This is a genomic window from Rhodobacter sp. CZR27 (assembly GCF_002407205.1).
Taxonomy (GTDB): Bacteria; Pseudomonadota; Alphaproteobacteria; order Rhodobacterales; family Rhodobacteraceae; genus Cereibacter_A.
The window spans coordinates 203,350-228,497 of the sequence record NZ_CP023548.1 but is presented as its reverse complement, the minus strand read 5'-3'; the positions used below and the strand labels follow the sequence as shown (position 1 = coordinate 228,497).

The following is a 25,148-nucleotide window of genomic DNA, read 5'->3' as shown; positions in this document are numbered from 1 at the left end:
ATGACACCGCGCAAAGCCACCGGAACCGAAGACTGGCCAGCGATCCTCGCCCTGATCCGGCGCGCTTTCGCCGGGATGGAGGGGCGGATCGATCCGCCGTCCTCGATGCACCGCCTGACGCCCGAGGCCATCGCGGCACAGGCGCGCGAGGGCGAGGTCTGGCTGGCGGGCGATCCACTTGCGGCCTGCCTGTTCCTCACGCCCAAGCCCGACTGCCTCTACCTCGGCAAGCTCGCGGTGGACCCGTCGATGCAGCGCCGCGGCCTCGCCCGGGCCCTCGTCGCCACGGCCGAGGCACGGGCGCGGGCGTTGGGCCTGCCGGCGCTGGAATTGCAGACGCGGGTGGAGCTGGTCGAGAACCACGCGACCTTCCGCGCTCTGGGTTTCCGGCAGGTCGCGGCAACCGCGCATCCGGGCTTCGACCGGCCGACCTCGCTCACCTTCCGGAAGGATCTTTTTCCCGCACCTGCTGCCGCCACAGCGTGAATAGCCCTGCACCCACCACGATCCCGGCGCCGATGACGACGTTCGTCGTCAGCGTCTCGTCGAAGATCGTGAGACCCAGAACCGACACGAAGGGCAGCTGCAGATAGGCGAAGGGCTGGACGGCGCTGGCCTCGGCCAATTCATAGGCGCGGATCAGGCACCAGTGCGCCAAGGCCGCCGTGCAGCAGAGCGCCGCCATCCAGCCCCAGTCGACCAGTGCCATCGGCTCCCAGAACCACAGGCCGACCGGCGTCACCGCCAGCGCGCCCACCGTCCCCGTCCAGAAGAAGCTGACCGAGGCCGGATCGCCCCGCGCGACGAACCGCGTGAGCAGGCCATAGACCGCGAACATGAAGGCGCAGAGCAAGGGCACCAGCGCCCAGGGCGAGAAGACCGCCACGCCGGGCTGCAGGATCACGAGGACCCCCGTGAAGCCGACGCCGATGGCGGTCCAGCGCCGCCACCCCACCTTCTCGCCCAGAACCGGCCCGGAAAGCGCGGCGACCAGAAGGGGATAGCAGGTGAAAACGGCGTGGCTCGCCACCAGCCCGAGCTTCACGAAGCTGATGACCATCACGCAGACCTCGGCCACCAGAAGCACGCCCCGCAGCGCCTGCAGCAGCGGATAGCGCGAGCGTGCGGCCCGCGCGAGGCCCCCGGCCTGCCGCGCCGCCAGCAGCATCACGAAGGCGGCGAAGAACCAGAACCGGATCATCACCACCATGAAGACGCTGTAATGCTCGGCCAGATGCCGCGAGATGCCGTCCTGCAGCGCGAAGATGAAGGTCGTCAGCACCATGAGGCCTATGCCGAGCCGGGTGTTCTGCTCGGTCATGCCGGTAGGATCCCGCTCGTCATGTGCCGCTTGCGCCCGTGTCCGGGCTGCCGGGAGACCGCGAAGCCCGCGGCCTCCAGCGCCCGGCGCACATGCCCAGCGGCGGTGTAGGTGGCAAAGCTGCCGCCGGGCGCGGTGTGGCGGGCCACTTCCGCCATCAGCTCCGGCGACCAGAGCTCGGGGTTCTTCGCGGGCGAGAAGCCGTCGAGGAACCATGCGTCCGCCCGGCCCGCCCAGCTAGGCAGGGTCTCGCGCGCGTCGCCCAGGATCACTTCGACCTCGATCCCGTCATTCACGAAGCGCGAACGACCGGCGGCCCAGGCTTCGAGGAACGGGCCGGCCACCGCCTCGGCCTCGGGGAAGGCGGAAAGGGCGCGGGTGATCTCGGGCGCGGCGAGGGGAAAGGCCTCGAACGAGGTGAAGCGCAGCCGCCCCTGCGCGCCCGCCGCCCGCCACGCGATCAGCGCCGCCAGCATGTTGAGCCCGGTGCCGAAGCCAAGCTCGGCGATGTGGAACCCTTCGCGGAACCGCGCGGGCAGGCCGTTGCCGGACAGGAAGACGTGCCGCGTCTCGGCCAGGCCGTCGGCGAGCGAGAAATAGGGGTCGTCGAAGCGTGTCGAGACCGGGATCACCCCGTCGCGCCAGTCGACGCCTGCGTTCCGCGCGACATCCGCGCTCTGGCCTGTGGCTGGCATCTGTCCTAAAGCCTGCTTTCTCTGGAAGTGGCGACAGTGGGCGAGGGCGCGGGAAATGACAACGCCGGATGTGACAATTCGGGGCGGCGGCATCTTCGGGCTTGCGGTCGCCTGGGCCGCCGCGAAGCGCGGGGCGAAGGTGCGGCTGATCGAGACGAAGGCGATCGGCGCCGGCTCGTCGGGCGGGCTGGTGGGCGCGCTCTCGCCGCATGTGCCCGAGCAGTGGAACGACAAGAAGGCGTTCCAGTTCGACAGCCTCGCGATGGGCGAGGCATGGTGGGCCGAGGTCGCCGATGCCTCGGGCCTGCCCACCGGCTATGCCCGCCTCGGCCGCTACCAGCCGCTGGCCGACGACCGCGCGGTGGAGCATGCCTGCTCGCGCGCCGAGGAGGCCAAGACGCTCTGGCAGGGCCGGTTCCGCTGGGAGGTCGTCCCGGCCGAGGGCGAGTTCGTGCCGCAAAGCCCGACCGGCCTGATGATCCACGACACCCTCACCGCCCGGATCCATCCGCGGATGGGCACGGCCGCGCTGGTCGAGGCGATCCGCGCGCGCGGCGGCGAGGTGATCATCGGCGATGCCGAGGAGGCAGGACCCGTTGTCTGGGCCACCGGCGTCGCCGGTCTTCAGGCGCTGTCCGAGGATCTGGGCAAGCCGGTCGGCAGCGGCGTGAAGGGCCAGGCGATGATCGTGGGCCTCGATGCGCGGGACCGGCCGCAGGTCTTTGCGACCGGCCTGCTGATCGTGCCGCACGGCGATGGCACGACGGCCGTCGGGTCGACCGCCGAGAACGAATGGACCTCGCCCGACACCACCGACGAACAGCTCGACGCGGTCCGTGCCCGCGCGGTGGCGCTCTGCCCCTGGCTCGCGGATGCCCCGGTGCTGACCCGCTGGGCGGGCCTGCGCCCGCGCGCCCGCAGTCTTGCGCCGATGCTGGGCGAGTGGCCGGGCCGGCCGGGGCATTACGTCGCCAATGGTGGGTTCAAGATCGGCTTCGGCATGGCCCCGAAAGTGGGCGAGGTCATGGCCGCCCTCGTGCTCGAGGGCCGGGACGAGATCCCCGAGGGCTTCCGCGTCGAAGCCTCGCTGAAGAAGCGGATCAAGTCGGAGGAGTAGCGCGGGCTCCGATCCACGAGCCTCCGCGAGACGCCGCCCATTGGGCTCCCGCGCCTCGCCCGTTCGCGGCTCGGACGCTCCACAGGAGCATCCGCAAGACGCCGCTCACTGGGCTCCACGGGTCGCTCGTTCGCGGCTCGGACGCTCCACCGGAGCGTCCGCGGGACGCCGCTCATTGGGCTCCCACGGGTCGCCCGTTCGCGGCTCGGACGCTCCACCGGAGCGTCCGCGGGACGCCGCTCACCCCTTCAACTCGGGGGTGATGCGGACGGCGCCCGCGGCACCGCGAAGCTTCGCGCGATAGATCACCACGGATTCGGTCACCCGCATGACATAGGTGCGCGTTTCCGAGAACGGGATCTGCTCCACCCAGTCCACCGCATCGACATGGGCCTGACGCGGATCGCCGAACTCGGCGATCCAGCGCCGCGGCCGCCCCGGTCCCGCATTGTAGCCCGAGGCGACCAGTGCCAGCGAAGGACCGAACTCTTCCACCAGCTGGGCCAGATAGGCCGTGCCGAGCCGCACGTTGTAGGCCGGATCGCCTGTCAGCCGGCGCAGCTCGTAATCCACCCCGACCTTCGCCGAAATCAGCTTGGCCGTGCCCGGCATCACCTGCATCAACCCGCGCGCGCCCGCCGGACTCACGACGACCGGATTGAACTCGCTCTCGCGTCGCGCGATCGACAGCGCCAGGGCGCGGCTGACCGGCAGCCCGTCCGGCGGGACGAGGTCCGGCACCGGAAAATAGGCGTGCGGCAGGATGATGCCCCGGTCCGCCGCCTGCTTGGCGATCAGGACCGCCACATGCGGCTCGCCCATCTCCAGCGCCATGCCGGCCAGCCGGTCGAGGTCGCCCTCGTCGAGCGACTCGGCCAGATGCAGCAGGAAACGCTTGCCAAGATCGCGCTCGCCCGCAGCCAGAAGAAGCCGCCCGGCAGCCAGAACCGACGACGAGGCGAAGCCCGCCTGCCGCCAGTCGCCCACGGCGCGCGGTGCGATCAGTGCCGGATCCATGGCGATACCGGCGCGCTCTGCCGAGAGCAGGCCGTAATAGGCCGTCTGGTGCCTCGCACCCGCCGCAAAGGCCGCCCCTGCGTCGTCATACCGCCCCAGCGCCTCAAGCGCCCGCCCCTGCCAGTAGAGCGCCCGTGACAGGCTGATCGGCGTGCGCACCGCCGCCTGAAGCCGCCGGAAATGCGCAAGCGCAGTCTCGGCATCGTCCAGCTTCCGCAGCGCCACGAAGCCGGCGAAGAACTCCAGTTCGGCGAAATCCGCGCCGCCCTCCAGATGGTGCGAGGCGGCGAGGCGATAGGCCGTCTTCGGGTCGCCCTCCTCGTTCATCGCCCGCGCCAGCCCGGCGCGACGCCCGGCCCATTGCTCGGGATCGCCCAGATCCGCGACGCTGCGCGAGCGTTCGAGCATCAGCGCCGCCGCCTCCGCGTCCCGCCCCTTGCGCGACCGCCACAGGAACCGTTCGTAGGCAAGGCCCGGATGGTCCGCCAGCGCGGGCGGAACGGCGGCGATCAGGCCGTCCACGCCATCGGCATCGGCCCGCAGCGCGAGCCGCGCCGCCGCCAGCCGCTTCCAGCCGTCCGACACCCGCGGCAGCATCCGGCGCGCCTGCTCGGGGCGGTTCTGCCACAGCAGCATGTCAAGGCGCTCCTCATGCGCCCGGGCCAGCACGTCGGGGAACAAGGACAGGGCAAGGGCCTCCTCCTCGGGATCGAAGGCAAGGCTGGTCCAGGCGCGGCGGATCACCGCCTCGGCCTCGGCCTGCCGCCCCGTCCCGGCCAGCGCCCGGGCCAGCGCGATCGCGCCCATGGCCGTGGCAGGCGCCCGCGAGCCGAAGTACGCGATCACGCGCGAGGGCGTGGTCGAGCGCGCCACCGCCTCCTCGCCTTCCGAGCGCAGCAGCTTCAGGCCCGGCCAGTCGGCGTGGTGCGCCAGGAAGGATTCGTAGTCGCCCAGCAGCCCCTCGCCCGATCGAAGCCGCTGCCATTCCACGATCGACTGCGCCAGGGGCCCCGTCGCCCGCGCCTGGGCCGCGGCCTCGCCCCAGTCCTTGCCCCAGGCATGCCGCATGGCGAGGCGAAGGCCCTCGGGATCGTCGGCACGGGCCACCGGCGGCAGCGCCACCAGCAGCGGCAGGATCAGAAGCGCGAGAACGCGGATCGACGGGAGACGGGCGGAACGGGGGCAAGACATGGGCGCAATCTGCCCAAGCGCGGACCGGCCCGCAACACACAACCGCAAGAGCCGCCCGCGTCCCGGCGACAACTTGGCAAGCCCTGCGGCGAACGCTAGGAAGGCGCGGTTTCAACCGGGCGACTCTGCCCAACAGATGGAGATGCGTGTCATGATCAGAGGGTCGATCCCTGCCCTTGTGACGCCGTTCAAGAACGGCGAGCTGGATCTGGACACGCTGAAGAAACTCGTGGACTGGCAGATCGCCGAAGGTTCGACCGGGCTCGTGCCGGTGGGCACCACGGGCGAAAGCCCGACGCTCAGCCATGAGGAGCACGAGACGGTGATCGAGGCGGTGGTCGCCGCCGCCGCAGGCCGCGTGCCGGTGATCGCGGGCGCGGGCTCGAATTCGACCGCCGAGGGCATCCGGCTGATCCGCTTTGCCGAACGCGTCGGCGCCAATGCGGCACTGGTCGTGACGCCCTACTACAACAAGCCGACCCAGGCCGGGCTCATCGCGCATTTTACTGCGCTGCACGACTGCTGCAGCCTGCCGATCGTGATCTACAACATCCCCGGCCGGTCGGTGGTCGACATGACGCCCGAGACGATGGGCAAGCTCGCGCAGTTGCCCCGGATCATCGGCGTGAAGGATGCCACGGGCAAGATCGAACGCGTGAGCCAGCAGCGCGCCTCCTGCGGAACGGATTTCATCCAGCTCTCGGGCGAGGATGCGACGGCGCTCGGCTTCAACGCGCACGGCGGCGTGGGCTGCATCTCGGTCACGGCCAACGTGGCCCCGCGCCTCTGCGCCGAGTTCCAGCAGGCCACGCTCGCCGGCGATTTTGCCAAGGCGCTGGAGTATCAGGACCGCCTGATGCCGCTGCACGAGGCGATCTTCCTCGAGCCGGGGCTGGTGGGGGCGAAATACGCGCTCTCGAAGCTCGGCCGCTGCTCCGACGAGGTGCGCCTGCCGCTCGTGGGCCTCACCGATCCGACCAGGGCGCGCATCGATGCCGCCATGCGCCACGCCGGCCTGATCTGATACCTTGCACCGGCGGCCAGATCGCGCCGCCGGTTCCACCCTCCGCGGCAGCGCCGTCCGAGGGGGCTCGATGCCCCCTCGGACGGCACCCTCCCCGCGCGACGCTGGACAGCGCCCCGCCGCTCGCCTATCTCGGTCGCGTCATGGCCAAGCATTCCGACCCCAACAGCAAGCTCATCGCCGAGAACCGTCGCGCCCGCTTCGATTTCCACATCGAGGAGGAGATCGAGGCCGGCATCATCCTCATGGGCTCCGAGGTGAAGTCGCTCCGGCAGGGCGGGTCGAACATCGGCGAAAGCTACGCCTCGGTCGAGAATGGCGAACTGTGGCTGATCAACGGCTACATCGCCCCCTACCTGCAGGCCAAGACCTGGGGCCACGAAGAGCGCCGCAAGCGCAAGCTGCTCGTCTCGCGCAAGGAACTCGCCCGGCTCTGGAACGCCACGGCGCGCGAGGGCATGACCATCGTGCCGATCCGGATGTATTTCAACGACCGCGGCATCGTGAAGCTGAAGATCGGCATCGCCAAGGGCAAGAAGCTCGCCGACAAGCGCGCGACCGAGGCCAAGCGCGACTGGAACCGCGAGAAGCAGCGCCTGCTGAAGCAGAACGTCTGAGCCGGCGACGGTCGTCCCGCGCCCAGAGGTCACGGCCATGCGGGCTTGCCTGCGGAGAGCCGCCGGATTAAGCGGGATTGGCTTTCCGAGGAGCCCGCCATGACCGATGATCCCAGAACGCTCGTTTCCACCGACTGGCTCGCCGCCCACCTGCGGGATCCCGACCTGAGGATCATCGACGCCTCGTGGTATCTGCCCGCGATGGGGCGCAACGCGCGCGCCGAATACGAGGCGGGCCACATTCCCGGCGCCCGCTTCTTCGACATCGACGAGATCGCGGACCTGCGCTCGGCCCTGCCGCACATGGCGCCTCCGCCCGAGAAGTTCATCAGCCGGATGCGGGCGATGGGCATCGGCGACGGTCACCAGGTGGTGATCTACGATGGCGCGGGCATCCTGTCCGCGCCCCGGGTCTGGTGGACCTTCCGCCTGATGGGCAAGACCGATGTCGCCGTGCTCGACGGCGGGTTGCCGAAATGGACGGCCGAGGGCCATCCGCTCGAGGACATGCCGCCCGTCGTGCGCGACCGCCACATGACCGTGCAGCGACAGGCGGGCCTCGTGAAGGACGTGACGCAGGTCGCCCACGCCTCGAAGCTTGCCGAGGCCGAGATCATCGACGCCCGCTCCGAAGGCCGCTTCAAGGGCACCGAACCCGAGCCGCGGCCGGGCCTGCGCGGCGGCCATATCCCCGGCTCGAAGAACGTGCCGTTCCAGACGCTGCTGACCGGCAATGGCACGCTGAAGCCCGCCGCCGAACTGCGCGCGATCTTCGAGGCGGCGGGCGTGGATCTCGCGAAGCCCGCGATCACCACCTGCGGCTCCGGCGTGACCGCCGCCGTGCTGAGCCTCGCGCTCGAGATCATCGGGCACCGCAATCATGCGCTCTACGACGGCTCCTGGGCCGAATGGGGCATGTACGACGATCTCAAGGTCGCGAAAGGATGACGAAGGAATGCTGACCGCCCTGAAGCCGCAACCTGCGGACAAGATCCTGCAACTGATCCAGATGTTCCGCGAGGATCCGCGCGACGGCAAGATCGACCTCGGCGTGGGCGTCTACAAGGACCCGACCGGCCTGACCCCGGTGATGCGCGCGGTGAAGGCGGCCGAAAAGCGGCTGTGGGAGGTCGAGACGACCAAGACCTACACCGGCCTCGCGGGCGAGCCCGCCTACAACGCGGCGATGGTGAAACTGATCCTCGGCGGGGCTGTCTCTGGCGAACGCGTGGCCTCGGTCGCGACGCCGGGCGGCACGGGGGCGGTGCGGCAGGCGCTGGAGCTGGTGCGCATGGCTTCCCCGCAGGCCACCGTCTGGATCTCGAACCCGACGTGGCCGAACCACCTGACCATCGTGAAGTACCTCGGCATCCCGATGCAGGAGTACCGCTACTTCGACGCCGAGTCGGGTGCGGTCGATTTCGACGGCATGATGGCCGACCTCGCGCAGGTGAAGGCGGGCGACGTGGTGCTGCTGCACGGCTGCTGCCACAACCCGACCGGCGCCAACCCGAACCCGGTGCAGTGGGAGGCGATCTGCGCCGCCATCGCCAAGGCGGGCGCCGTTCCGCTGATCGACCTCGCCTACCAGGGCTTCGGCGACGGGCTGGAGGAAGATGCCGCAGCGACCCGGCTGATCGCCTCGAAGCTGCCCGAGGTGCTGATTGCTGCGTCGTGCTCGAAGAACTTCGGCATCTACCGCGAGCGGACCGGCATCCTCATTGCCATCGGCGGGGCCGAGGGCAAGGCGGTGGTGCAGGGAAACCTCAACTTCCTGAACCGGCAGAACTTCTCGTTCCCGCCGGACCACGGCGCGCGGCTGGTGACGATGATCCTCGAGGACGAGTCGCTGACGGCGGACTGGAAGGCCGAGCTCGAAGAGGTTCGGCTGAACATGCTGACGCTGCGGCAACTGCTGGCCGAGGCGCTGCGTGCCGAGACGGGATCGGACCGCTTCGGCTTCGTCTCCGAGCACCGCGGAATGTTCTCGCGCCTCGGCCTGAGCCCCGAGCAGGTCGAGAAGCTGCGCACGGAACACGCCGTCTACATGGTGGGCGACTCGCGGCTGAACATCGCCGGGCTGAACCGGACGACCGTGCCGGTGCTGGCCCGCGCGGTGGCTGAGGTGCTGCGCGGCTGACGGGGAGGTGCCGCCCGCCGCCCCCGTCGAGGGGGCTGCGTGCGGCGCTGCCGCGGACCTCAAACCGACCCGGAACGAAGAAGGCCCGGACCATCGTCCGGGCCTTCCGCTTTCGGGGTGGCAGGGGGAGGAGGAACCCGCCGCCCCGTCTGTCTCAGGCGTGATAGGCCGATTCGCCGTGCGAGGTCTGGTCGAGGCCGATCCGCTCGCTTTCAGTATCGACGCGCAGGCCCACGATCAGGTCGGCGACCTTGTAGGCGACGACCGAGACGATGGCCGTCCAGATGATCGTCACCGCGACGGCCTGGATCTGGATCGTGGTCTGGCCGATGATCGAGTAATCCTCGACCTTCACGCCGCCGAAGGTGCCGGCCGAGAGGATGCCGGTGCCGACCGCGCCGATGATGCCGCCGATGCCGTGGATGCCGAACACGTCGAGGCTGTCGTCATAGCCCAGCGCGTTCTTCACGGTGGTCACGAAGAAGTAGCAGACGACAGAGGCGAGGGCGCCAAGGACGATGGCCCCCATCGGGCCGATGGTGCCGCAGGCAGGCGTCACGGCGACGAGGCCCGCGATCATGCCCGAAGCCGCGCCGAGCATCGAGGCCTTGCCGCGCTGCAGCGCCTCGATCAGCGACCAGGCGATCACGGCGGCCGCGGTGGCCACGAAGGTGTTGATCATGGCGAGGGTGGCGCCGCCGTTCGCCTCGAGGTTCGAGCCCACGTTGAAGCCGAACCAGCCGAACCACAGCATAGAGGCGCCGATCATGGTCATGACCATCGAATGCGGCGCCATGTTCTCCTTGCCGAAGCCCACGCGCTTGCCGAGCATCAGAGCGCCGATCAGAGCCGCAACGCCCGCGTTGATGTGCACCACGGTGCCGCCGGCGAAGTCGATCGCGCCCCACTTGAAGATCAGGCCATTCGCATCCCAGACCATGTGGGCGATCGGGAAATAGGCGAAGGTTACCCAGATCACCGCGAAGATCAGCACTGCGGAGAACCTGATCCGCTCGGCGAAACCGCCGACGATCAGCGCCGGGGTAAGGGCCGCGAAGGTCATCTGGAAGCAGATGAACAGGTATTCCGGGATGACGTAACCCGCCGAGAAGGTGGCCGACATCGAGTCGGGCGTGACGCCCGCGAGGAACAGCTTGCCGAGGCCGCCCCAGAACGGGCTGGTGCCGCCGCCGAAGGCGAAGGAATAGCCGTAGAGCACCCAGATCACCATCACGACGCAGCAGATCAGCGTGCACTGCATCAGCACCGACAGCATGTTCTTCGCGCGCACGAGGCCGCCGTAGAACAGCGCGATGCCGGGCAGGATCATGAAGAAGACCAGCACGGTCGAGATCAGCATCCACGACACGTCGCCCTTGTCCATGACGGGGGTGACGGTCTCGGCCGCGGCTTCGGCCGCCTCGGTGGCGGCCTCCTGCGCCCATGCGGGCAGGGCGGCTGCCGCGGCAAGCGCGGAGAGGCCCCAAAGTTGCGAAAGTTTCTTCATCTTACCCTATCCCTCTGCCGTCCGCGTCAGAGCGCGTCGTCGTTGATTTCGCCCGTGCGCACGCGGACAGCGTGTTCGACGTCGAGCACGAAGATCTTGCCGTCGCCGATCTTGTCGGTCTTGGCCGTGGTGCGGATCGTCTCCACCACCGGGTCGGCCAGGCTGTCGGGCACGACGATCTCGAGGCGGACCTTCGGCACGAAGTTCACGGCATATTCAGCCCCGCGATAGATTTCCGTGTGGCCGGACTGAGAGCCGAAGCCCTTGATCTCGGTCACCATCATGCCGCGGACGCCGATGGTGGTGAGCGCCTCGCGCACCTCCTCCAGCTTGAACGGCTTGATTGCTGCAATGATGAGTTTCACGACGATCCCCTGTTCTGCATTGGGCCGCTTTCGGACCCCACGCAGCCACAAGGCTCGCTCCATCGGCAGGCGACAACAGGACGGCAGCGAACCTGCGCCCCCCACATCGAGAAGTTGCACATTTTTTGCACCAACCCGCGCATTCGCCCATTTTTAATGCAACATGAAGAGCCGATTTAAAGCCGGTGCGGCTCCACATTCCCTGTCCCTGCGGGTAGAGTCGCGCGAAAGTCCCGGCGGGACGAACGACGGACAAGGCAGGCATGAGCGGGTCGAACGGACGGCGTCCGCCCCTGGTGGCGGACAGGCGATATGGCGCGCCCCCGGCGCGGAATGCGACGACGGCCAAGCCCAAGTCGGGCGGAGGCGGCGGGCGTCCCCCGGCACCGCGGCGCAGGAAGAAGCGCGATCCGCTCTCGGCGCTGGTCGCATGGGTCTTCGGGCTGGTCTGGGGGATCTTCCGCTTCGTCTGGCGGATCGTCTGGGGCATCGGCTGGCGCATCGCGGCGTCGGTCGGCCTCGTCGTCGGGCTCTCGTCCTACTACTTCTACTCGCAACTGCCCGAGGTCTCGCAACTGGTGGACGGACGCGCCCGCGGCTCGGTCACCATGCTCGACCGCGACGGCAAGGTCTTCGCCTGGCGGGGCGAGACCTTCGGCGGCATGATCACCTCGGATTCGGTGTCGGACCACCTGCGGGACGCGGTGGTCGCGACCGAGGACCGCCGCTTCTACGGCCATTTCGGGATCAGCCCGCGCGGCATCGCCTCGGCCATCAAGATCAACCTCAGCGAGGGGCGCGGACCGCTGGAGGGCAACGGCGGCTCGACCATCACGCAGCAGGTGGCGAAGCTCTTGTGCCTTGGCGTGACCTACGATCCCAAGCAGTGGAAGAGCGAGGCCGAGTATGAGGCCGACTGCCGCCGGGGCGGGATCTGGCGCAAGGTGAAGGAGGTGCCCTTCGCCTTCGCGATGGAGGCGAAGTATTCCAAGGCCGAGATCCTGACGATCTACTTCAACCGCGCCTACCTTGGCGCCGGCGCGCGCGGCTTCGAGGCGGCGGCGCAGCGCTACTTCGGCAAGTCGGCCAATGTCGTCAACGCGGCCGAGGCCGCCATGCTGGCCGGCCTGCTCAAGGCGCCGTCCTACTATGCGCCGACGGCGAACCTTGAACGGGCGCGCGACCGGGCGAACGTCATCATCGGCCTGATGGAGGAGCAGGGCTACCTGACCCGGGACGAGGCCGACAAGGCGCGGCGCAACCCCGCGCAGCTGTCAGAGGCGGCGCAGAGCCGCTCGGGCGGGTTCTTCGCGGACTGGGTGATGGAGTCGGGGCCGACCTTCCTGACCAAGGACACGACCGAGGACGTCATCATCCGCACCACGCTGGACCAGCGCCTGCAGAAGGCGGCGGAAAGCGCGCTGGCCGATGTCTTCGCGACGAAGGTCAGCGCAGGCTCGAAGGCGCAGGCCGCGGTGGTGGTGATGTCGGCCGATGGCGCGGTGCGCGCAATGGTCGGCGGCCGCAAGGTCGAGGCGGCGGGGGCCTTCAACCGCGCGACGCAGGCGCTGCGCCAGACGGGTTCGGCCTTCAAGCCGTTCATCTATGCCGCGGCCATGGATCTCGGCTACAGCCCGGCGGATTTCGTGGACGACAGCCCGCTCACCGTGATGGTGAAGGGCTCGGGGCCATGGACGCCCGCCAACTACGACCGCGAGTTCCGCGGCCTCGTGACGCTGACCACGGCGCTGAAGCAGTCGCTGAACATCCCCGCGGTGCGGATCACCGAGGCCGTGGGACGCGACAAGGTCCGGCAGGTGGCGACCGAATTCGGCATCAAGAGCGACCTTGCCGCCGGGCCCGCGCTGGCGCTCGGCGTGTCCGAGGCGACGCTCCTCGAGATGACGGGCGCCTATGCCGGCATCCTGAACGGCGGCTCGGCGGTGCGTCCCTACGGCCTCTTGGAACTGAAGCTGCAGGGCGACGACCAGCCGCTGATCGGGCAGGAAGGCGGCATCGGCGAGCGCGTGATCTCCGAGAAGGCGGCGCGGCTTCTGACCTACATGATGACGCAGGTGATCGAGTCCGGCACCGGAACGCGCGCCCGCATTCCCGGCTGGGAGGCTGCGGGCAAGACCGGCACCACCCAGGCCGCGCGCGATGCCTGGTTCGTGGGCTTCACGGCGGACTACGTCGCCGGCGTCTGGATGGGCTACGACGACAACACGCCGCTGAAGGGCGTCACGGGCGGCGGCCTTCCGGCCGAGATCTGGCACGAGGTGATGCTGCGCGTCCACGAGGGCCTCGTCCCGCGGCCTCTGGAGAAGATCGTTCCCGAGCCGCGCCTGCCGCCCCGCACCTCCTCGGACGTGCGGACCGACCCGGTGCCGCAGGATACCGGCGACTGGCAGGCGGCGCCTGCACCGCGCGACACCGGCGACTGGATGGCGGCGCCGCGTCCGCCCAGCGCCGGCGAACAGATCGTGCGCGACGTGCTGGGGATCTTCGGCGGCGGGCGGAACTGACCCGCTCCGTCCAGGGACGGATCCGCCTGCTGCGGTGATGCGGCGCCGGATCCCGGAAAGGGAGCCGGACCCCGGCCGGCGGTCGCGCTTCAGGCATGGGCGCCGGGTGTGCCCCCTTTGCCGTATCGACGTCGCTGTCCGCCTCCGGTCATACCGCCGATCCGCGCCGACCGGACCACCGCCTGAACGACCGCCTGCCCCGCAATGCAAACGCCGCCCGGCTGGGCGGCGTTCAGGCCTTCGGAGGCTCAGGCGCGGTCAGCTCGCGCGTTTCAGCTGCTCGGTCAGCGCCGGGATCGAGCCGCGCTGCCTGTCCAGCATGGCGCCGATCTCGGTCCGCTCCGAGGCGAGCATGTTCACGCCCTCGATGATGATGTTGAAGAAGGCCGGGCGCCCCGACTTGTCCGAGACATGCCAGCGCACCTCGAAGGGGTTCTCGTTGCGCAGGTAGGCGGTCGAGATCACCTCGACCGCGCTCTTCATCTGGCGGGCGTCGATCACCTTGATCTCGCTGCCGATGAACTCGCGGAAGCGCTTGCCATACTTGCGGCTGATGTAGCCCTGATAGGCCTTCGTGAAGGCGGCGAGTTCCGCCCTGCTCGCGCTGCGGCCCGCGACACCCAGGGCGGTGCGCGCGATGGCCGGCACATCGGCATACTGCACGAAGAGCCGCTCGAAATCGGCGAACATGGCCTGCTCGGACTTGCCGGAGTTGATCGTGCGGTTCACCTCCGCCACGGCCTGGACCACCAGCGCGCGGGCCGAGGCCGTATCAAGCGCCTCCGCGCGCCAGGGCATGACGCCAGCGGCCAGGCCCGCCACCAGGCCCGCCGTCACGAGCCGACGGTTGGGCCTTGCGAAGGGGGAAAGTTCATTGGGCATCGAAATCCTCATAGGGGTCGGTGGCGTAGGGGTCGATGTAGACATCGTCCGCACCGCCGGTCTGTCCAAGCTCGAAGCGCCGGTTCTGCAGGTAGAGCAGCCGGCTCTGAGCATAGCTGTCGGCGCTTTCATATAGGACAGAGTCGATCGTGTCGGAATACTGCGCCCGTTCACCAAGTATTGAGGCGCCCTCGGCCGCCGTGCCGAACGGCCCGAAGGCCGAGGGCACGATCAGGCGAAGCGGGTTCATCGCGATGTCGACCACCTCGCCGACGACGTCGCGCTCGGTCCGCGGACCGAAGAACGGAACCTCGCCATAGACGCCTTCCTCGGCGCCCCAGACATACAGGGTCTCGCCGAAATCCGTCTCGTGCCCCTCAAGGCCCATCTCTCCTGCGGGATCGAAGATCCCCAGGAGGCCGACGGTCGAGTTGACGGCGAAGCGCGCCGTGTTCTCCAGCGCGGCGACCGGCCGCCCCTGAAGCAGGCTGTTCAGCGCCTCCTTCGGCAGGTCGAAGTTCTCGGCGACATTGTCGATCCCGCGTTCCACCGGATCGGGCAACCGTGAATAGCCCTGCGACAGGGGGCGAACGAAGTTGCGGTCGAACGACTTGTTGAACTCGTGGATCTTGCGGTTGTCGGCCTCGTCCGGGTCATTGATCGCCTGGGTCGGACCGGCGGTTCCGGCGCAGGCCGAGACGGAGGCCACGAGAACCGCCAGAAGGGCGCAACGGGCCATGATTCGGTGCCCCTGGATGCTGGATGTTCGGTGTTCCACGCTCATGATCCCGATCTGCAACGATGCCGCGCGAAGAGGAATCGCCATTTCAATCAAAGCACAAGCCATAAGCAGCTTGAGCGGCCAAGGCAACGAGCGAAACGCTGCCTCAGTGCAACTGGGGGGTATTGCGCCGACTTTTCCCGCTGTAAATGGACGCGAAAGGTCGTCGTGCGAAACAGGCGACGCACCGAAAGGAAGGCAATGATAGCGCTCGACATCCGCAAGGGACTGGAAGAACTGCGCGCCGCGCGCCGCATCTCGCTGGGATCGCTGGTGGCGGCCTTCGTCTTCAGCGTGTTCGTCAACCTGCTGATGCTGACGGGTCCGCTCTACATGCTGCAGGTCTACGACCGGGTGCTCGGCTCGCGATCGGAGGAGACGCTGCTCGCCCTGTCGCTTCTGGTGACATTCCTGTTCGTAGCCATGGGTCTTCTCGATCATGCGCGGGCAAGGGTGATGGCAAGGGTCGGCGCCCGCTTTCAGGACCGTCTGGACCGCCGGGTGTTCGAGGCCGCTGTGCGGCGCCTCTCGGTCGCGCCAGGCGATCCGGCCGCCCTGGCCGCGCAGCGCGACCTCGAGTCCGTGCAGCGCCTGTGGTCCTCGCCGGTGCTGCTGGCCCTGTTCGACATGCCCTGGACGCCGTTCTTCGTGGGCGCGATCTTCGTCTTCCACCCGTGGATGGGCTGGCTCGCCGTCGGCGGCGGCGTGGTGCTGGTCATCGTCACCCTGCTGAACCAGCGCCTGTCCGAGGCGCCGATGCAGCGCGCAACCCAAAGCTCGCTCCACGCCGACCGCTTCGCCGAGAACCTGAAGGCCGAGGCCGAGCTGGTCCAGGCTCTCGGCATGGCCGGTGCGGGCTTCGACCGCTGGCAGAAGGCGCGCGGCGCGGCCCTGGCCTCCAACATGTCGGCGGCGGATCTCACCGGCGCCTTCGGCACGCTGACCAAGACGCTGCGCCTGTTCCTGCAGTCCGCCATGCTGGGCCTCGGCGCGTGGCTGGTGCTGCGGCAGGAGCTGAGCGCGGGGGCCATGATCGCGGGCTCGATCCTGATGGGCCGCGCGCTCGCGCCGATCGAGATGGCAATCGGACAGTGGTCGCTGGTCCAGCGCGCCAGCGAGGGATGGCGACGGCTGGCCGAGCTTCTGACCCGCCAGCCGTCGGAGCCGCCCCGCACGGCGCTGCCCCGGCCCCGCGCGCTGATCGAGGCGCAGAACCTCAGCGTCGTCCCGCCCGGCGAGGCGGTCGCGGTGCTGCGCGGCATCAGCTTCCGGCTCGAGCCGGGTCAGGCCCTCGGGGTGATCGGTCCCTCGGGCTCGGGCAAGTCCACGCTGGCGCGGGCGCTGATCGGCGTCTGGCGCCCGGCCACCGGCAGGATCCGCCTCGACGGGGCGGCGCTCGACCAGTATGACCCGGACGTGCTGGGCGGCTACGTCGGCTACCTGCCGCAGCGCGTCGTGCTGTTCGAGGGCACGATCGCCGAGAACATCGCCCGGCTGAAGGGCGCTCCGGACGGCGAAGCCGTGGTCGCGGCGGCGCGGAAGGCGGCGGCGCATGACATGATCGTGGCCCTGCCGCAGGGCTACGATACGCGTGTCTCGGCGCTCGGCGGGCGGCTGTCGGGCGGGCAGATCCAGCGGATCGGGCTTGCCCGCGCCATGTATGGCAACCCGGTCTTCCTGGTGCTGGACGAGCCGAACTCGAACCTGGACAACGAAGGGTCGATGGCGCTGAACGCCGCGATCCGGGCGATGAAACAGGCAGGCGGGTCGATCTTCATCATGGCTCACCGGCCCGCCGCAATCCAGGAATGCGACCTTCTGATGGTTATGGAGAACGGAGTGCGCGCGGCCTTCGGACCGCGGGACCAGGTGCTGCGCGACATGGTGAAGAACCACACCGAGATCGTGCGAAACGCCGGACCCGGAGGCGTGACATGAACCGCCCTGCGCCCTGGTCGGGCCGCGGCCCGCTGATCCTCGGCTTCCTGACGCTGACCGTCCTTCTCGGCGGCTTCGGCACCTGGAGCGTCTTTTCCAGCATCGCCGGCGCCATCGTGGTGCCCGGCCAGATCGAGGTCGAACAGAACCGCCAGGTCGTCCAGCACCCGGACGGCGGCGTCGTCGAGAGCATCGAGGTCGAGGAAGGCAAGGTGGTCACCGCCGGCGACATCCTCCTGCGCCTCGACGGCACGGCGCTGCGCTCGGAACTCGCCATCGTCGAGGGGCAGCTTTTCGAGCTGATCGCCCGCCGCGCCCGGCTCGAGGCCGAACGCGACGATGCAGAAACACTCACGTTCCTGCCCGAGCTGGTCGAGACCGCCGGGACGCGGCCGGCCGTCGCCGAACAGATCGAAGGCCAGCAGCGCCTTTTCGCCGCCCGGCGCGAGACGCTTGCGCAGCAGATCGACCAGCTGGGCAAGCGCAAGGCGCAGATCGTGAGCCAGATCGAGGGCGTGGATGCCCAGATCGCGGCGCTCGGAACGCAGCTTAACCTGATCGAACAGGAACTCGACGACCAGCAGGACCTGCTGTCGAAGGGCCTCGCGCAGGCCAGCCGGGTCCTGAGCCTGCAGCGCGAGCAGGCCCGGCTGAAGGGCGAGCTGGGCGAACTCGCCGCCTCGCGCGCCAATGCCGAGGGGCGCATCACCGAACTCGACATCGAGATCCTCCACCTCGGGTCGAGCCGGCGGGAGGAGGCGATCACCCAGTTGCGTGACTTCGGCTATCGCGAGCTGGAGCTTGCGGAACGCCGCAGCGCGCTGATCGAACAGATCTCGCGCCTCGACCTGCGTGCGCCGGTATCCGGCATCGTGCTGGGGCTGCAGGTGACCACGCCCCGCGCCGTCATCCGGGCGGCGGATCCGGTGCTCTACCTGATCCCGCAGGACCGCCCGCTGGTCATCGCGGCACAGGTGCCGCCCATCCACATCGACGAGGTGAAGGTGGGTCAGCCGGTGCGGATCGTGTTCTCGGCCTTCTCCAGCCGCACAACGCCGGAACTGAACGGCCATGTCACCGTCCTCTCGGCCGATGCGCTGACCGACAACCAGACCCAGACCACCTTCTACCGCGCCGAGATCACGCTGGATGCCGGCGAAGCGCAGAAACTGGAGGAGCGCGAGCTTCTGCCGGGAATGCCGGTCGAGGCCTTCATCCGCACGCGCGAGCGGTCGCCCCTCGCCTACCTGCTGAAGCCCTTCACGGACTATTTCAACCGAGCATTGCGGGAGACCTGACCATCCTCGGGGCGGCCATCGCCCCCTGTCGAGCCGAGGTCCCGGCCTTCCGCTCCGCCGGCGGCAGGTCACCTGATGCGACGGTCCGCGCGCATTGCGCGCGGGCACAAGCATGGCTTCGGGCCGAAGGCTGGCGCGATGCTGCGGAAGCCCGCTTGCCGCTATCCGGTGAGCGGTCTAGCTTCGGCGGCAAATTACCGGAGACCGCCATGACCATCGAAGCCCGCCTCGCCGAACTCGGCGTCACCCTGCCCGACGCGCCCGCCCCGGCCGCGAACTACGTTCCCTTCGTGGTGACCGGCAATCTCGTCCATGTCTCGGGCCAGATCAGCCAGGGACCGGACGGCCTGATCAAGGGCAAGCTCGGAGCCGACATGGACCTCGAGGCAGGCGCCGCGGCGGCGCGTGCCTGCGCGATCAGCCTGCTTGCCCAGCTTCGCCGCGCCTGCGAGGGCGACCTATCGCGCCTCGTCCGCGTCGTGAAGCTAGTGGGCTTCGTGAACTCCACCGCCGATTTCACCGACCAGCCCAAGGTGATCAACGGCGCATCGGACTTCCTCGTCGCCGCGCTGGGCGACGCGGGCCGGCACGCGCGCTCGGCGGTCTCGGCCGCGAGCCTGCCCTTCGGCGTCGCCGTCGAGATCGAGGCCATCTTCGAGATCCGCTGATGCGCGTTCCCCTGCCCGAAGCCTTCCTGCGCCTGCCGATCGCGCATCGCGCGCTGCACGACCGTGCCGCCGGCCGGCCCGAGAACTCCCCCGCGGCCGTCCGTGCCGCGGTGGAGGCGGGCTACGGCATCGAGATCGACCTGCAGCTTTCCGCGGATGGCGCGGCGATGGTGTTCCATGACGAGGCCCTCGACCGGCTGACTGGCGCGACGGGACCCGTATCTGCCCGCAGCGCCGCCGAACTGGCAGGGATCCGGCTGCGCGACAGCGACGAGGGCATCCCGACGCTGGGCCGGATCCTCGGGATGGTCGACGGCCGCGTTCCGGTTCTCATCGAGATCAAGGATCAGGATGGCGCGCTGGGGCCGACGGTCGGACCGCTGGAAGCCGCGACCGCCCGCGCGCTGGAAGGCTACGCGGGGCCGGTGGCGGTGATGTCGTTCAACCCGCACAGCATCGCCGAGATGGCGAGGCTCGCCCCGCATCTGCCGCGCGGCCTCGTCACCTGCAGCTACCACCCGCAGGACTGGGCGCCCACCCCGGCCGAGACCTGCGAGCGGCTGCGCGCGATCCCGGATTTCGACCGCGTGGGCGCCAGCTTCATCTCGCACGAGGCGGCAGACCTGTCCCGCCCGCGGGTGGCCGAGCTGAAGGCCGCCGGTGCCGCGATCCTGTGCTGGACCATCCGGTCGCCCACTGACGAGGCGAAGGCGCGCCGCATCGCCGACAACGTGACCTTCGAGGGCTACCTTTCGCCCCTGCCGGCTTGACCGGACGGCGGCGGGCCCCACCTGACACACGGCCCGCCCGCGATCCCCTACGGGGTCCGCGAGCTCCAGGGGGCCCGCCTCGCCCGTTCGGAAACAGCGCATGACGACAGCCGAGATCGAGATCACCGCCCTCCCGGGCATTGCCGACATCGCCGCCGAGGACTGGGACGCCGTCGCCTGCCCCGAAGCCGCCGGCGGCGGCAGGCCGGCCGACCCCTTCACCACCCACCGCTTCCTCGTGGCACTGGAGCGCTCCGGCTCGGTCGGGCCGGGCACGGGATGGCAGCCGCATCCGCTGGTGGCGCGCGAAGGCGGGCGCATCATCGCCGCGGCGCCGCTTTATGCGAAGACGCACAGCCAGGGCGAATACATCTTCGACCACAACTGGGCGCATGCCTACGAGCGGGCGGGCGGGCGCTACTATCCCAAGCTGCAGATCGCGGTGCCGTTCACGCCCGCCACCGGGCGCCGCTTCCTCACCCGCCCGGGCGAGGAGGCCATTGGCCGCGCCGCGCTGATCCGGGGCGCCGTCGAGATCGCGGGACGCAGCGCCCTATCCTCGCTGCACGTCACCTTCTGCACGCCCGACGAGGCCGAGGCCGGGGCGCGGCTCGGCCTTCTCCACCGCATCACGCAGCAGTTCCACTGGCAGAACCGCGGCTATGCGAGCTTCGCGGACTTCACGGGCGACCTGTCCTCGCGCAAGCGCAAGGCGGTCCGGAAGGAGCGCGAGACGGCGCAGGCCTTCGGCGGCACGATCCGCTGCCTGACCGGCGAGCAGATCGAGCCGCGGCACTGGGATGCGTTCTGGACCTTCTATCAGGACACGGGATCGCGCAAATGGGGCCGGCCCTACCTGACAAGGCGCGCCTTCACCGCCTTCCACGAGACGATGCGCCACGACATCCTGCTGGTGCTGGCCGAGCGCAACGGCCGCCCCGTCGCCGGCGCGCTGAACTTCATCGGCCGGGATGCGCTCTTCGGCCGCTACTGGGGCTGCATAGAAGATCACCCCTGCCTGCACTTCGAACTCTGCTATCATCAGGCCATCGACTGGGCGATCGCACAGGGGCTGTCGCGGGTCGAGGCCGGCGCACAGGGCGAGCACAAGCTGGCGCGCGGCTACCTGCCGGTGCCGATCCATTCGCTGCACTGGTTCGCGGATCCGGGCCTGGGCGATGCGGTGTCGCGCTACCTCGACGCCGAGCGGCGCGCGACGGACGAGGAAATCGAGGTGCTCACCGCCTACGGCCCGTTCCGCCGCGGCGGGAGCTGCGAGTGAGGGGGACCGGATGGACAAGCTGACGCTCTACACCAACCCGCAGTCGCGCGGGCGGATCGCGCGCTGGATGCTCGAGGAGATCGGCGAGCCCTATGAGACCGTGGTGCTGGGCTACGGCGCCGACATGCAGAGCCCCGGGTATCTTGCGATCAACCCGATGGGCAAGGTTCCGACCGTGACGCATGGCCCGCGCGTCATCACCGAATGCGCGGCGATCTGCGCCTATCTGGCCGATGCCTTCCCCGAAGCGGGCCTGCGCCCCCGCGGCACGGCCGCCTACTACCGCTGGCTGTTCTTCGGCGCCGGTCCTCTGGAGGCCGCGGTGATTGACCGCGCCCTTGGCGTCGAGATCCCGCCCGAACGCGCGGCGATGGTCGGCTATGGCAGTTTCGAACGGATGCTGGCCACGCTGGAGGCGGCGGTGTCGTCCGGCCCGTTCGTTGCCGGCGACAGCTTCAGCGCGGCAGATGTCTACATGGGGGCGCAGGTCGGCTGGGGCCTCGCCTTCGGCAGCCTGCCCGAGCGGCCGGCCCTGCGCGCCTACTGGGACCGCCTGAAGAACCGCCCGGCGCTGGCGCGGGCCAATGCCGCCGACGAGGCGCTTCGTGCGGAGGCGGGCGCATGACCGACCGGATCGACCCCGCCGACCTCGCATCGCTTGTTGCCGCGGGATGGAGCCACGACACCGCGCGCGACGCGATCACCAAGACCTATCGTTTTGCGAATTTCGTCGATGCCTTCGGCTTCATGACCCGCGTCGCGCTCTGGGCCGAGAAGTGGAACCACCACCCGGAATGGCGCAACGTCTATCACACGGTCGAGGTCACGCTGACGTCGCATGACGCCGGCGCCCTGACGGCGCGCGACGTGAAGCTTGCGCAGCGGATGGACGCCCTCGCCCAGGGCTGAGGGCGTCCGCGCCGGTCAGATCGCCGCGAGCAGCGACTCGCCGGCCGAGGTCTCGCAGACGCCGGGGCTGTCCTCGACGTGGATCACCGTCACCACCCCGTCCACTGCCTGCAGCGCGTAGCGCTTCGAGCGGCCGAGCAGACCCACCGGCGGCGCATCGAAGTCGAGACCCAGCGCGCGGGTGAAAGTCCCGTCCGCATCCGCGAGCATCGAGATCCCGGCCTCGGCGGCGCCGGTCGCCTCGCCCCAGGCCTTCAGGACGAAGGGATCGTTCACGGCGACGCAGATGATCTCGTCCACGCCCTTGCCGGCGAAGCTGTCCCTCGTGCGGATGAAGCTGGGGACATGCGACGAATGGCAGGTCGGGGTGAAGGCGCCGGGCACGGCGAAGATCACCACGTTGCGGCCCTTCAGACGTTCGGACAGCGTGACCTGTTCCGGCCCGTCCGCCCCGAGCCGGATCAGCGTTGCCTCGGGCAGCCGGTCTCCCGCAGAAATCGTCATGTGGTCGTCCCCATCGCGTTGCGTTTCCGATAGGGCGGGATATAGGCTCCGCCCCGGCGCCCGGCCAGCCGGTTTGTCGCAGGCGCCGGCAGGGAGACGGAGCATGTCGGACATCGTGGTCATCGGCGCCGGACAGGCGGGCGCGGCGCTGGCGGCAAGGCTGCGGGCGCTGCGCTTCGAGGGCAGGATCACGCTGCTGGGCGAGGAACCGAGCCCGCCCTACCAGCGTCCTCCGCTGTCGAAGGGCTACCTGCTGGGCGAAATGGAGGCCGAGCGGCTCTGGCTGCGCAGCCGCGCCTTCTGGGCCGAAGCAGGGGTCGAGCTGCGGCTGGGCCATCCCGTGACCGCCATCGATCGCGCCGCGCGGACGGTGTCGGTCGGCGGCGAGACGCTGGGCTACAACCAGCTGGCACTGACCACCGGATCGATCGCGCGCCGTCTGCCCAAGGCGGCGGGTGGCGATCTTGCGGGCGTCTACACGGTGCGGACGCTGGCGGACGTGGACGCGATGCGGGCCGAGTTCGCACCGGGCCGGCGTCTTGTGGTCATCGGCGGCGGCTATGTCGGGCTCGAGGCCGCGGCGGTGGCGCGCAAGCTCGGCCTCGAGGTGACGGTGGTCGAGATGGCGCCGCGCATCCTGCAGCGGGTGGCGGCCCCCGAGACCTCGGACTGGTTCCGCGCACTCCATGCCGCGAAGGGCGTCCGCATCCTCGAAGGGTCGGGCCTCGACCGGCTGCTGGGCGAGGGCCGCGTCACCGGCGCGCGGCTTGTCGACGGGACCGAGCTTGCGGCCGATTTCGTCATTGCGGGCGTCGGCATCCTGCCCGCCACGGCACTGGCCGAGGGCGCGGGCCTTGCGATCGACAACGGGATCGCCGTGGACGCGCAGGGCCGCACCTCGGACCCTGCGATCTGGGCGGCCGGCGACTGCACCTCCTTCCCGTGGCGCGGCGGCCGGCTGCGGCTGGAGTCGGTGCAGAACGCCATCGACCAGGCGGAGCTGGTGGCGGCCAACATGCTCGGCGCCGGCCTCGACTATCGCCCGGTGCCGTGGTTCTGGTCGGACCAGTACGACACCAAGCTTCAGATCGCGGGGCTGAACCTTGGCTATGACCGCGTGGTGACGCGCGGTCCGGAAGGTTCGGCAGTCTCGTTCTGGTATTATTGCGGCGAGGAGCTTCTGGCTGTCGATGCGATGAACGACCCCCGCGCCTACATGGCCGGCAAGCGGCTGATCGAGGCCGGGCGCAGCCCGGACCCGGGCCTCGTGGCCGATCCGGCGGTGCCGCTGAAGTCGCTGCTGGCATGAGGATCATCGGTGGCCGCAGCCGCGGCCTGAAGCTTGCCGAAGTGGGCGAAGGCGACGCGAAGGCCCACCTGCGCCCCACCTCCGACCGTGTGCGCGAGGCGATCTTCAACCTGCTGATCAATGGCGGCTACGGCAATCCGGTGGCCGGCGCCCGCGTCCTCGACCTCTTCGCGGGCACCGGCGCGCTGGGACTCGAGGCGCTGTCGCGCGGCGCAGAAAGCGTGACCTTCGTCGAGAGCGGCGCCGCCGCACTGGCGCTCCTGCGCCGCAACATCGCCCTGATGCGCGCCGAGGCCGCCTGCACGATCGACCGGCGCGATGCCCTGCGGCCCGCGCCCGCCCCGGCCGCGCCCGTGACCCTCTGTTTCCTCGACCCGCCCTACGGCAAGCGGATGGGCGAGGCGGCGCTGGCCGCGCATGCCGGCTGGCTCGCGCCGGGTGCGCTGGTCGTCTGGGAGGAGAGCACGTCGCCGATCCCGCCCGAGGGGTTCACGCCGCTCGACCAGCGCCGCTATGGCGAAACCCTCGTCACCATCCTGGAGGCCCCATGACCGCAGCGGTGATCTTCGATTGCGACGGCGTGCTGGTGGACAGCGAACCGGCCGCCTTCGCCCTGCTGGCCGAGGATCTGGCGCGCCACGGCCTGCCGATGGATCACGACGAGATGGAGGCGCATTTCCTTGGCGGCACGATCCCCGGCGCTGCCGCCAAGGCCCGCGCACTCGGCGCCGACCTTCCGGCGGACTGGGTCCACGACTTCTACGAACGGCTCTACGACCGGCTTGCCCTCGGCACGCCGCTGATGCCGCATGTGCTGACGGTGGTCGAGGCGCTCGATGCAGCCGGAATCCCCTATGCCGTGGGTTCCAACGGGTCCGAGCGGAAGATGCAGGTGACGCTTGGCCAACATCCCAAGCTGATGGCGCGGCTGAAGGGCCGGCTGTTCTCGGGCCAGACGCTCGGCGCGCCGAAGCCCGCGCCGGATCTATACCTTCATGCGGCCCGCGAGCTCGGGGTGGAGCCGCGGCGCTGCACGGTGATCGAGGACAGCCCGACCGGTGCCCGCGCCGCCCGCGCGGCAGGCATGGTCTGCTTCGGCTACGCGCCGAATGGCAGGGCCGAGGCGCTGGCGGCCGAGGGCGCCCTTCCCTTCTCCGACATGCGCGAGCTGCCGCGGCTGCTCGGCCTCTGACCGCGGCCGGTCGGGTGCGAAAGGGCGCCTGATCCCATACGACCATGCCGCGTCAGCGCGGTTCAACCACTGCCCGATCCATGAGCCGGACCGCTT

At 69.7% G+C, this 25,148-nt stretch carries 25 protein-coding genes; 17 read left to right on the top strand and 8 right to left on the bottom strand.

The annotated features are described in order from the left end of the window. Complete coding sequence (locus CK951_RS01085; protein WP_096784419.1) at nucleotides 1–486, top strand: GNAT family N-acetyltransferase; 486 nt, start codon at nucleotides 1–3, stop codon at nucleotides 484–486. On the opposite strand, the gene CK951_RS01080 is transcribed toward CK951_RS01085, so the two are convergent. After that, a complete protein-coding gene (locus tag CK951_RS01080) occupies nucleotides 437–1,321 on the bottom strand; it encodes a DMT family transporter (RefSeq protein ID WP_096784418.1) in 885 nt (294 codons plus the stop codon). The two genes, CK951_RS01085 and CK951_RS01080, sit on opposite strands and share 50 nt — an antisense overlap. Next, nucleotides 1,318–2,016, bottom strand: a complete 699-nt coding sequence (gene mnmD / locus CK951_RS01075; protein WP_096784417.1) for a tRNA (5-methylaminomethyl-2-thiouridine)(34)-methyltransferase MnmD — start codon at nucleotides 2,014–2,016, stop codon at nucleotides 1,318–1,320. Before mnmD ends, CK951_RS01080 begins: the two co-directional genes overlap by 4 nt. Before the next feature lie 55 nt (nucleotides 2,017–2,071). Between mnmD and CK951_RS01070 the strand changes: the two genes are divergently transcribed. Beyond that, on the top strand, nucleotides 2,072–3,133 hold the full coding sequence (locus CK951_RS01070; protein WP_096784416.1) for an FAD-binding oxidoreductase: 1,062 nt from the start codon (nucleotides 2,072–2,074) through the stop codon (nucleotides 3,131–3,133). A 240-nt stretch (nucleotides 3,134–3,373) separates the two neighbouring features. On the opposite strand, the gene CK951_RS01065 is transcribed toward CK951_RS01070, so the two are convergent. Then, on the bottom strand, nucleotides 3,374–5,341 hold the full coding sequence (locus CK951_RS01065; RefSeq protein ID WP_096784415.1) for a lytic transglycosylase domain-containing protein: 1,968 nt from the start codon (nucleotides 5,339–5,341) through the stop codon (nucleotides 3,374–3,376). Nucleotides 5,342–5,492: 151 nt separating this feature from the next. Between CK951_RS01065 and dapA the strand changes: the two genes are divergently transcribed. The 4 genes from dapA (at nucleotide 5,493) to CK951_RS01045 (ending at nucleotide 9,122) form a co-directional block, all read left to right on the top strand. Then, complete coding sequence (gene dapA / locus CK951_RS01060; RefSeq protein WP_096787125.1) at nucleotides 5,493–6,365, top strand: 4-hydroxy-tetrahydrodipicolinate synthase; 873 nt, start codon at nucleotides 5,493–5,495, stop codon at nucleotides 6,363–6,365. A 143-nt stretch (nucleotides 6,366–6,508) separates the two neighbouring features. Beyond that, nucleotides 6,509–6,982, top strand: coding sequence for an SsrA-binding protein SmpB (gene smpB, locus CK951_RS01055; protein ID WP_096784414.1), 474 nt, complete (start codon nucleotides 6,509–6,511; stop codon nucleotides 6,980–6,982). A 99-nt stretch (nucleotides 6,983–7,081) separates the two neighbouring features. Further along, nucleotides 7,082–7,930: a 3-mercaptopyruvate sulfurtransferase gene (gene sseA, locus CK951_RS01050; protein ID WP_096784413.1), complete on the top strand. Its 849-nt coding sequence runs from the start codon at nucleotides 7,082–7,084 to the stop codon at nucleotides 7,928–7,930. A gap of 7 nt (nucleotides 7,931–7,937) precedes the next feature. Further along, entirely contained in the window at nucleotides 7,938–9,122 is a 1,185-nt protein-coding gene (locus CK951_RS01045) for an amino acid aminotransferase (protein ID WP_096784412.1), read from the top strand. A 154-nt stretch (nucleotides 9,123–9,276) separates the two neighbouring features. Here the strand turns inward: CK951_RS01045 and CK951_RS01040 are convergent, their stop codons facing one another. Both CK951_RS01040 and CK951_RS01035 read right to left on the bottom strand, forming a co-directional pair. Further along, a complete protein-coding gene (locus tag CK951_RS01040; protein ID WP_096784411.1) occupies nucleotides 9,277–10,629 on the bottom strand; it encodes an ammonium transporter in 1,353 nt (450 codons plus the stop codon). Nucleotides 10,630–10,655: 26 nt separating this feature from the next. Further along, on the bottom strand, nucleotides 10,656–10,994 hold the full coding sequence (locus tag CK951_RS01035; RefSeq protein WP_096784410.1) for a P-II family nitrogen regulator: 339 nt from the start codon (nucleotides 10,992–10,994) through the stop codon (nucleotides 10,656–10,658). Between the two features lie 263 nt (nucleotides 10,995–11,257). Between CK951_RS01035 and CK951_RS01030 the strand changes: the two genes are divergently transcribed. Further along, a complete protein-coding gene (locus CK951_RS01030) occupies nucleotides 11,258–13,519 on the top strand; it encodes a transglycosylase domain-containing protein (RefSeq protein ID WP_157764486.1) in 2,262 nt (753 codons plus the stop codon). A 258-nt stretch (nucleotides 13,520–13,777) separates the two neighbouring features. Here CK951_RS01030 and CK951_RS01025 read toward each other — a convergent pair whose 3' ends face one another. Both CK951_RS01025 and CK951_RS01020 read right to left on the bottom strand, forming a co-directional pair. Beyond that, nucleotides 13,778–14,401 (bottom strand): phospholipid-binding protein MlaC, encoded by a 624-nt coding sequence (locus CK951_RS01025; protein WP_096784409.1) that lies wholly within the window; start codon nucleotides 14,399–14,401, stop codon nucleotides 13,778–13,780. Continuing rightward, nucleotides 14,391–15,179: a VacJ family lipoprotein gene (locus CK951_RS01020; RefSeq protein WP_096787124.1), complete on the bottom strand. Its 789-nt coding sequence runs from the start codon at nucleotides 15,177–15,179 to the stop codon at nucleotides 14,391–14,393. The genes CK951_RS01025 and CK951_RS01020 overlap by 11 nt, the downstream gene beginning before the upstream one ends. Nucleotides 15,180–15,383: 204 nt before the next feature. Between CK951_RS01020 and CK951_RS01015 the strand changes: the two genes are divergently transcribed. From CK951_RS01015 to CK951_RS00985, 7 genes are all read left to right on the top strand, one after another. Then, entirely contained in the window at nucleotides 15,384–17,120 is a 1,737-nt protein-coding gene (locus CK951_RS01015) for a type I secretion system permease/ATPase (RefSeq protein ID WP_096784408.1), read from the top strand. Beyond that, nucleotides 17,117–18,418 (top strand): HlyD family type I secretion periplasmic adaptor subunit, encoded by a 1,302-nt coding sequence (locus CK951_RS01010; protein WP_096784407.1) that lies wholly within the window; start codon nucleotides 17,117–17,119, stop codon nucleotides 18,416–18,418. Before CK951_RS01015 ends, CK951_RS01010 begins: the two co-directional genes overlap by 4 nt. A gap of 209 nt (nucleotides 18,419–18,627) precedes the next feature. Continuing rightward, a complete protein-coding gene (locus tag CK951_RS01005; RefSeq protein WP_096784406.1) occupies nucleotides 18,628–19,086 on the top strand; it encodes a RidA family protein in 459 nt (152 codons plus the stop codon). Next, a complete protein-coding gene (locus CK951_RS01000; RefSeq protein ID WP_096784405.1) occupies nucleotides 19,086–19,856 on the top strand; it encodes a glycerophosphodiester phosphodiesterase family protein in 771 nt (256 codons plus the stop codon). The genes CK951_RS01005 and CK951_RS01000 overlap by 1 nt, the downstream gene beginning before the upstream one ends. A gap of 100 nt (nucleotides 19,857–19,956) precedes the next feature. After that, nucleotides 19,957–21,138 carry a GNAT family N-acetyltransferase gene (locus tag CK951_RS00995; protein WP_096784404.1) on the top strand — a complete coding sequence of 394 codons (1,182 nt, stop codon included), beginning with the start codon at nucleotides 19,957–19,959 and terminating at the stop codon, nucleotides 21,136–21,138. Nucleotides 21,139–21,148: 10 nt separating this feature from the next. After that, nucleotides 21,149–21,763, top strand: coding sequence for a glutathione S-transferase family protein (locus CK951_RS00990; RefSeq protein ID WP_096784403.1), 615 nt, complete (start codon nucleotides 21,149–21,151; stop codon nucleotides 21,761–21,763). Continuing rightward, entirely contained in the window at nucleotides 21,760–22,047 is a 288-nt protein-coding gene (locus CK951_RS00985) for a 4a-hydroxytetrahydrobiopterin dehydratase (protein ID WP_096784402.1), read from the top strand. Before CK951_RS00990 ends, CK951_RS00985 begins: the two co-directional genes overlap by 4 nt. A gap of 15 nt (nucleotides 22,048–22,062) precedes the next feature. Here the strand turns inward: CK951_RS00985 and CK951_RS00980 are convergent, their stop codons facing one another. Then, complete coding sequence (locus CK951_RS00980) at nucleotides 22,063–22,551, bottom strand: peroxiredoxin (protein WP_096784401.1); 489 nt, start codon at nucleotides 22,549–22,551, stop codon at nucleotides 22,063–22,065. Between the two features lie 103 nt (nucleotides 22,552–22,654). On the opposite strand from CK951_RS00980, the gene CK951_RS00975 reads away from it, so the two are divergent. From CK951_RS00975 to CK951_RS00965, 3 genes are read left to right on the top strand one after another with little or no spacing between them, the layout of a single operon-like run. After that, on the top strand, nucleotides 22,655–23,860 hold the full coding sequence (locus tag CK951_RS00975) for an NAD(P)/FAD-dependent oxidoreductase (protein WP_096784400.1): 1,206 nt from the start codon (nucleotides 22,655–22,657) through the stop codon (nucleotides 23,858–23,860). Then, nucleotides 23,857–24,411, top strand: a complete 555-nt coding sequence (gene rsmD / locus CK951_RS00970; protein WP_096784399.1) for a 16S rRNA (guanine(966)-N(2))-methyltransferase RsmD — start codon at nucleotides 23,857–23,859, stop codon at nucleotides 24,409–24,411. Before CK951_RS00975 ends, rsmD begins: the two co-directional genes overlap by 4 nt. Then, complete coding sequence (locus CK951_RS00965; RefSeq protein WP_096784398.1) at nucleotides 24,408–25,052, top strand: HAD-IA family hydrolase; 645 nt, start codon at nucleotides 24,408–24,410, stop codon at nucleotides 25,050–25,052. The genes rsmD and CK951_RS00965 overlap by 4 nt, the downstream gene beginning before the upstream one ends. The last annotated feature ends 96 nt before the right edge of the window (nucleotides 25,053–25,148 follow it).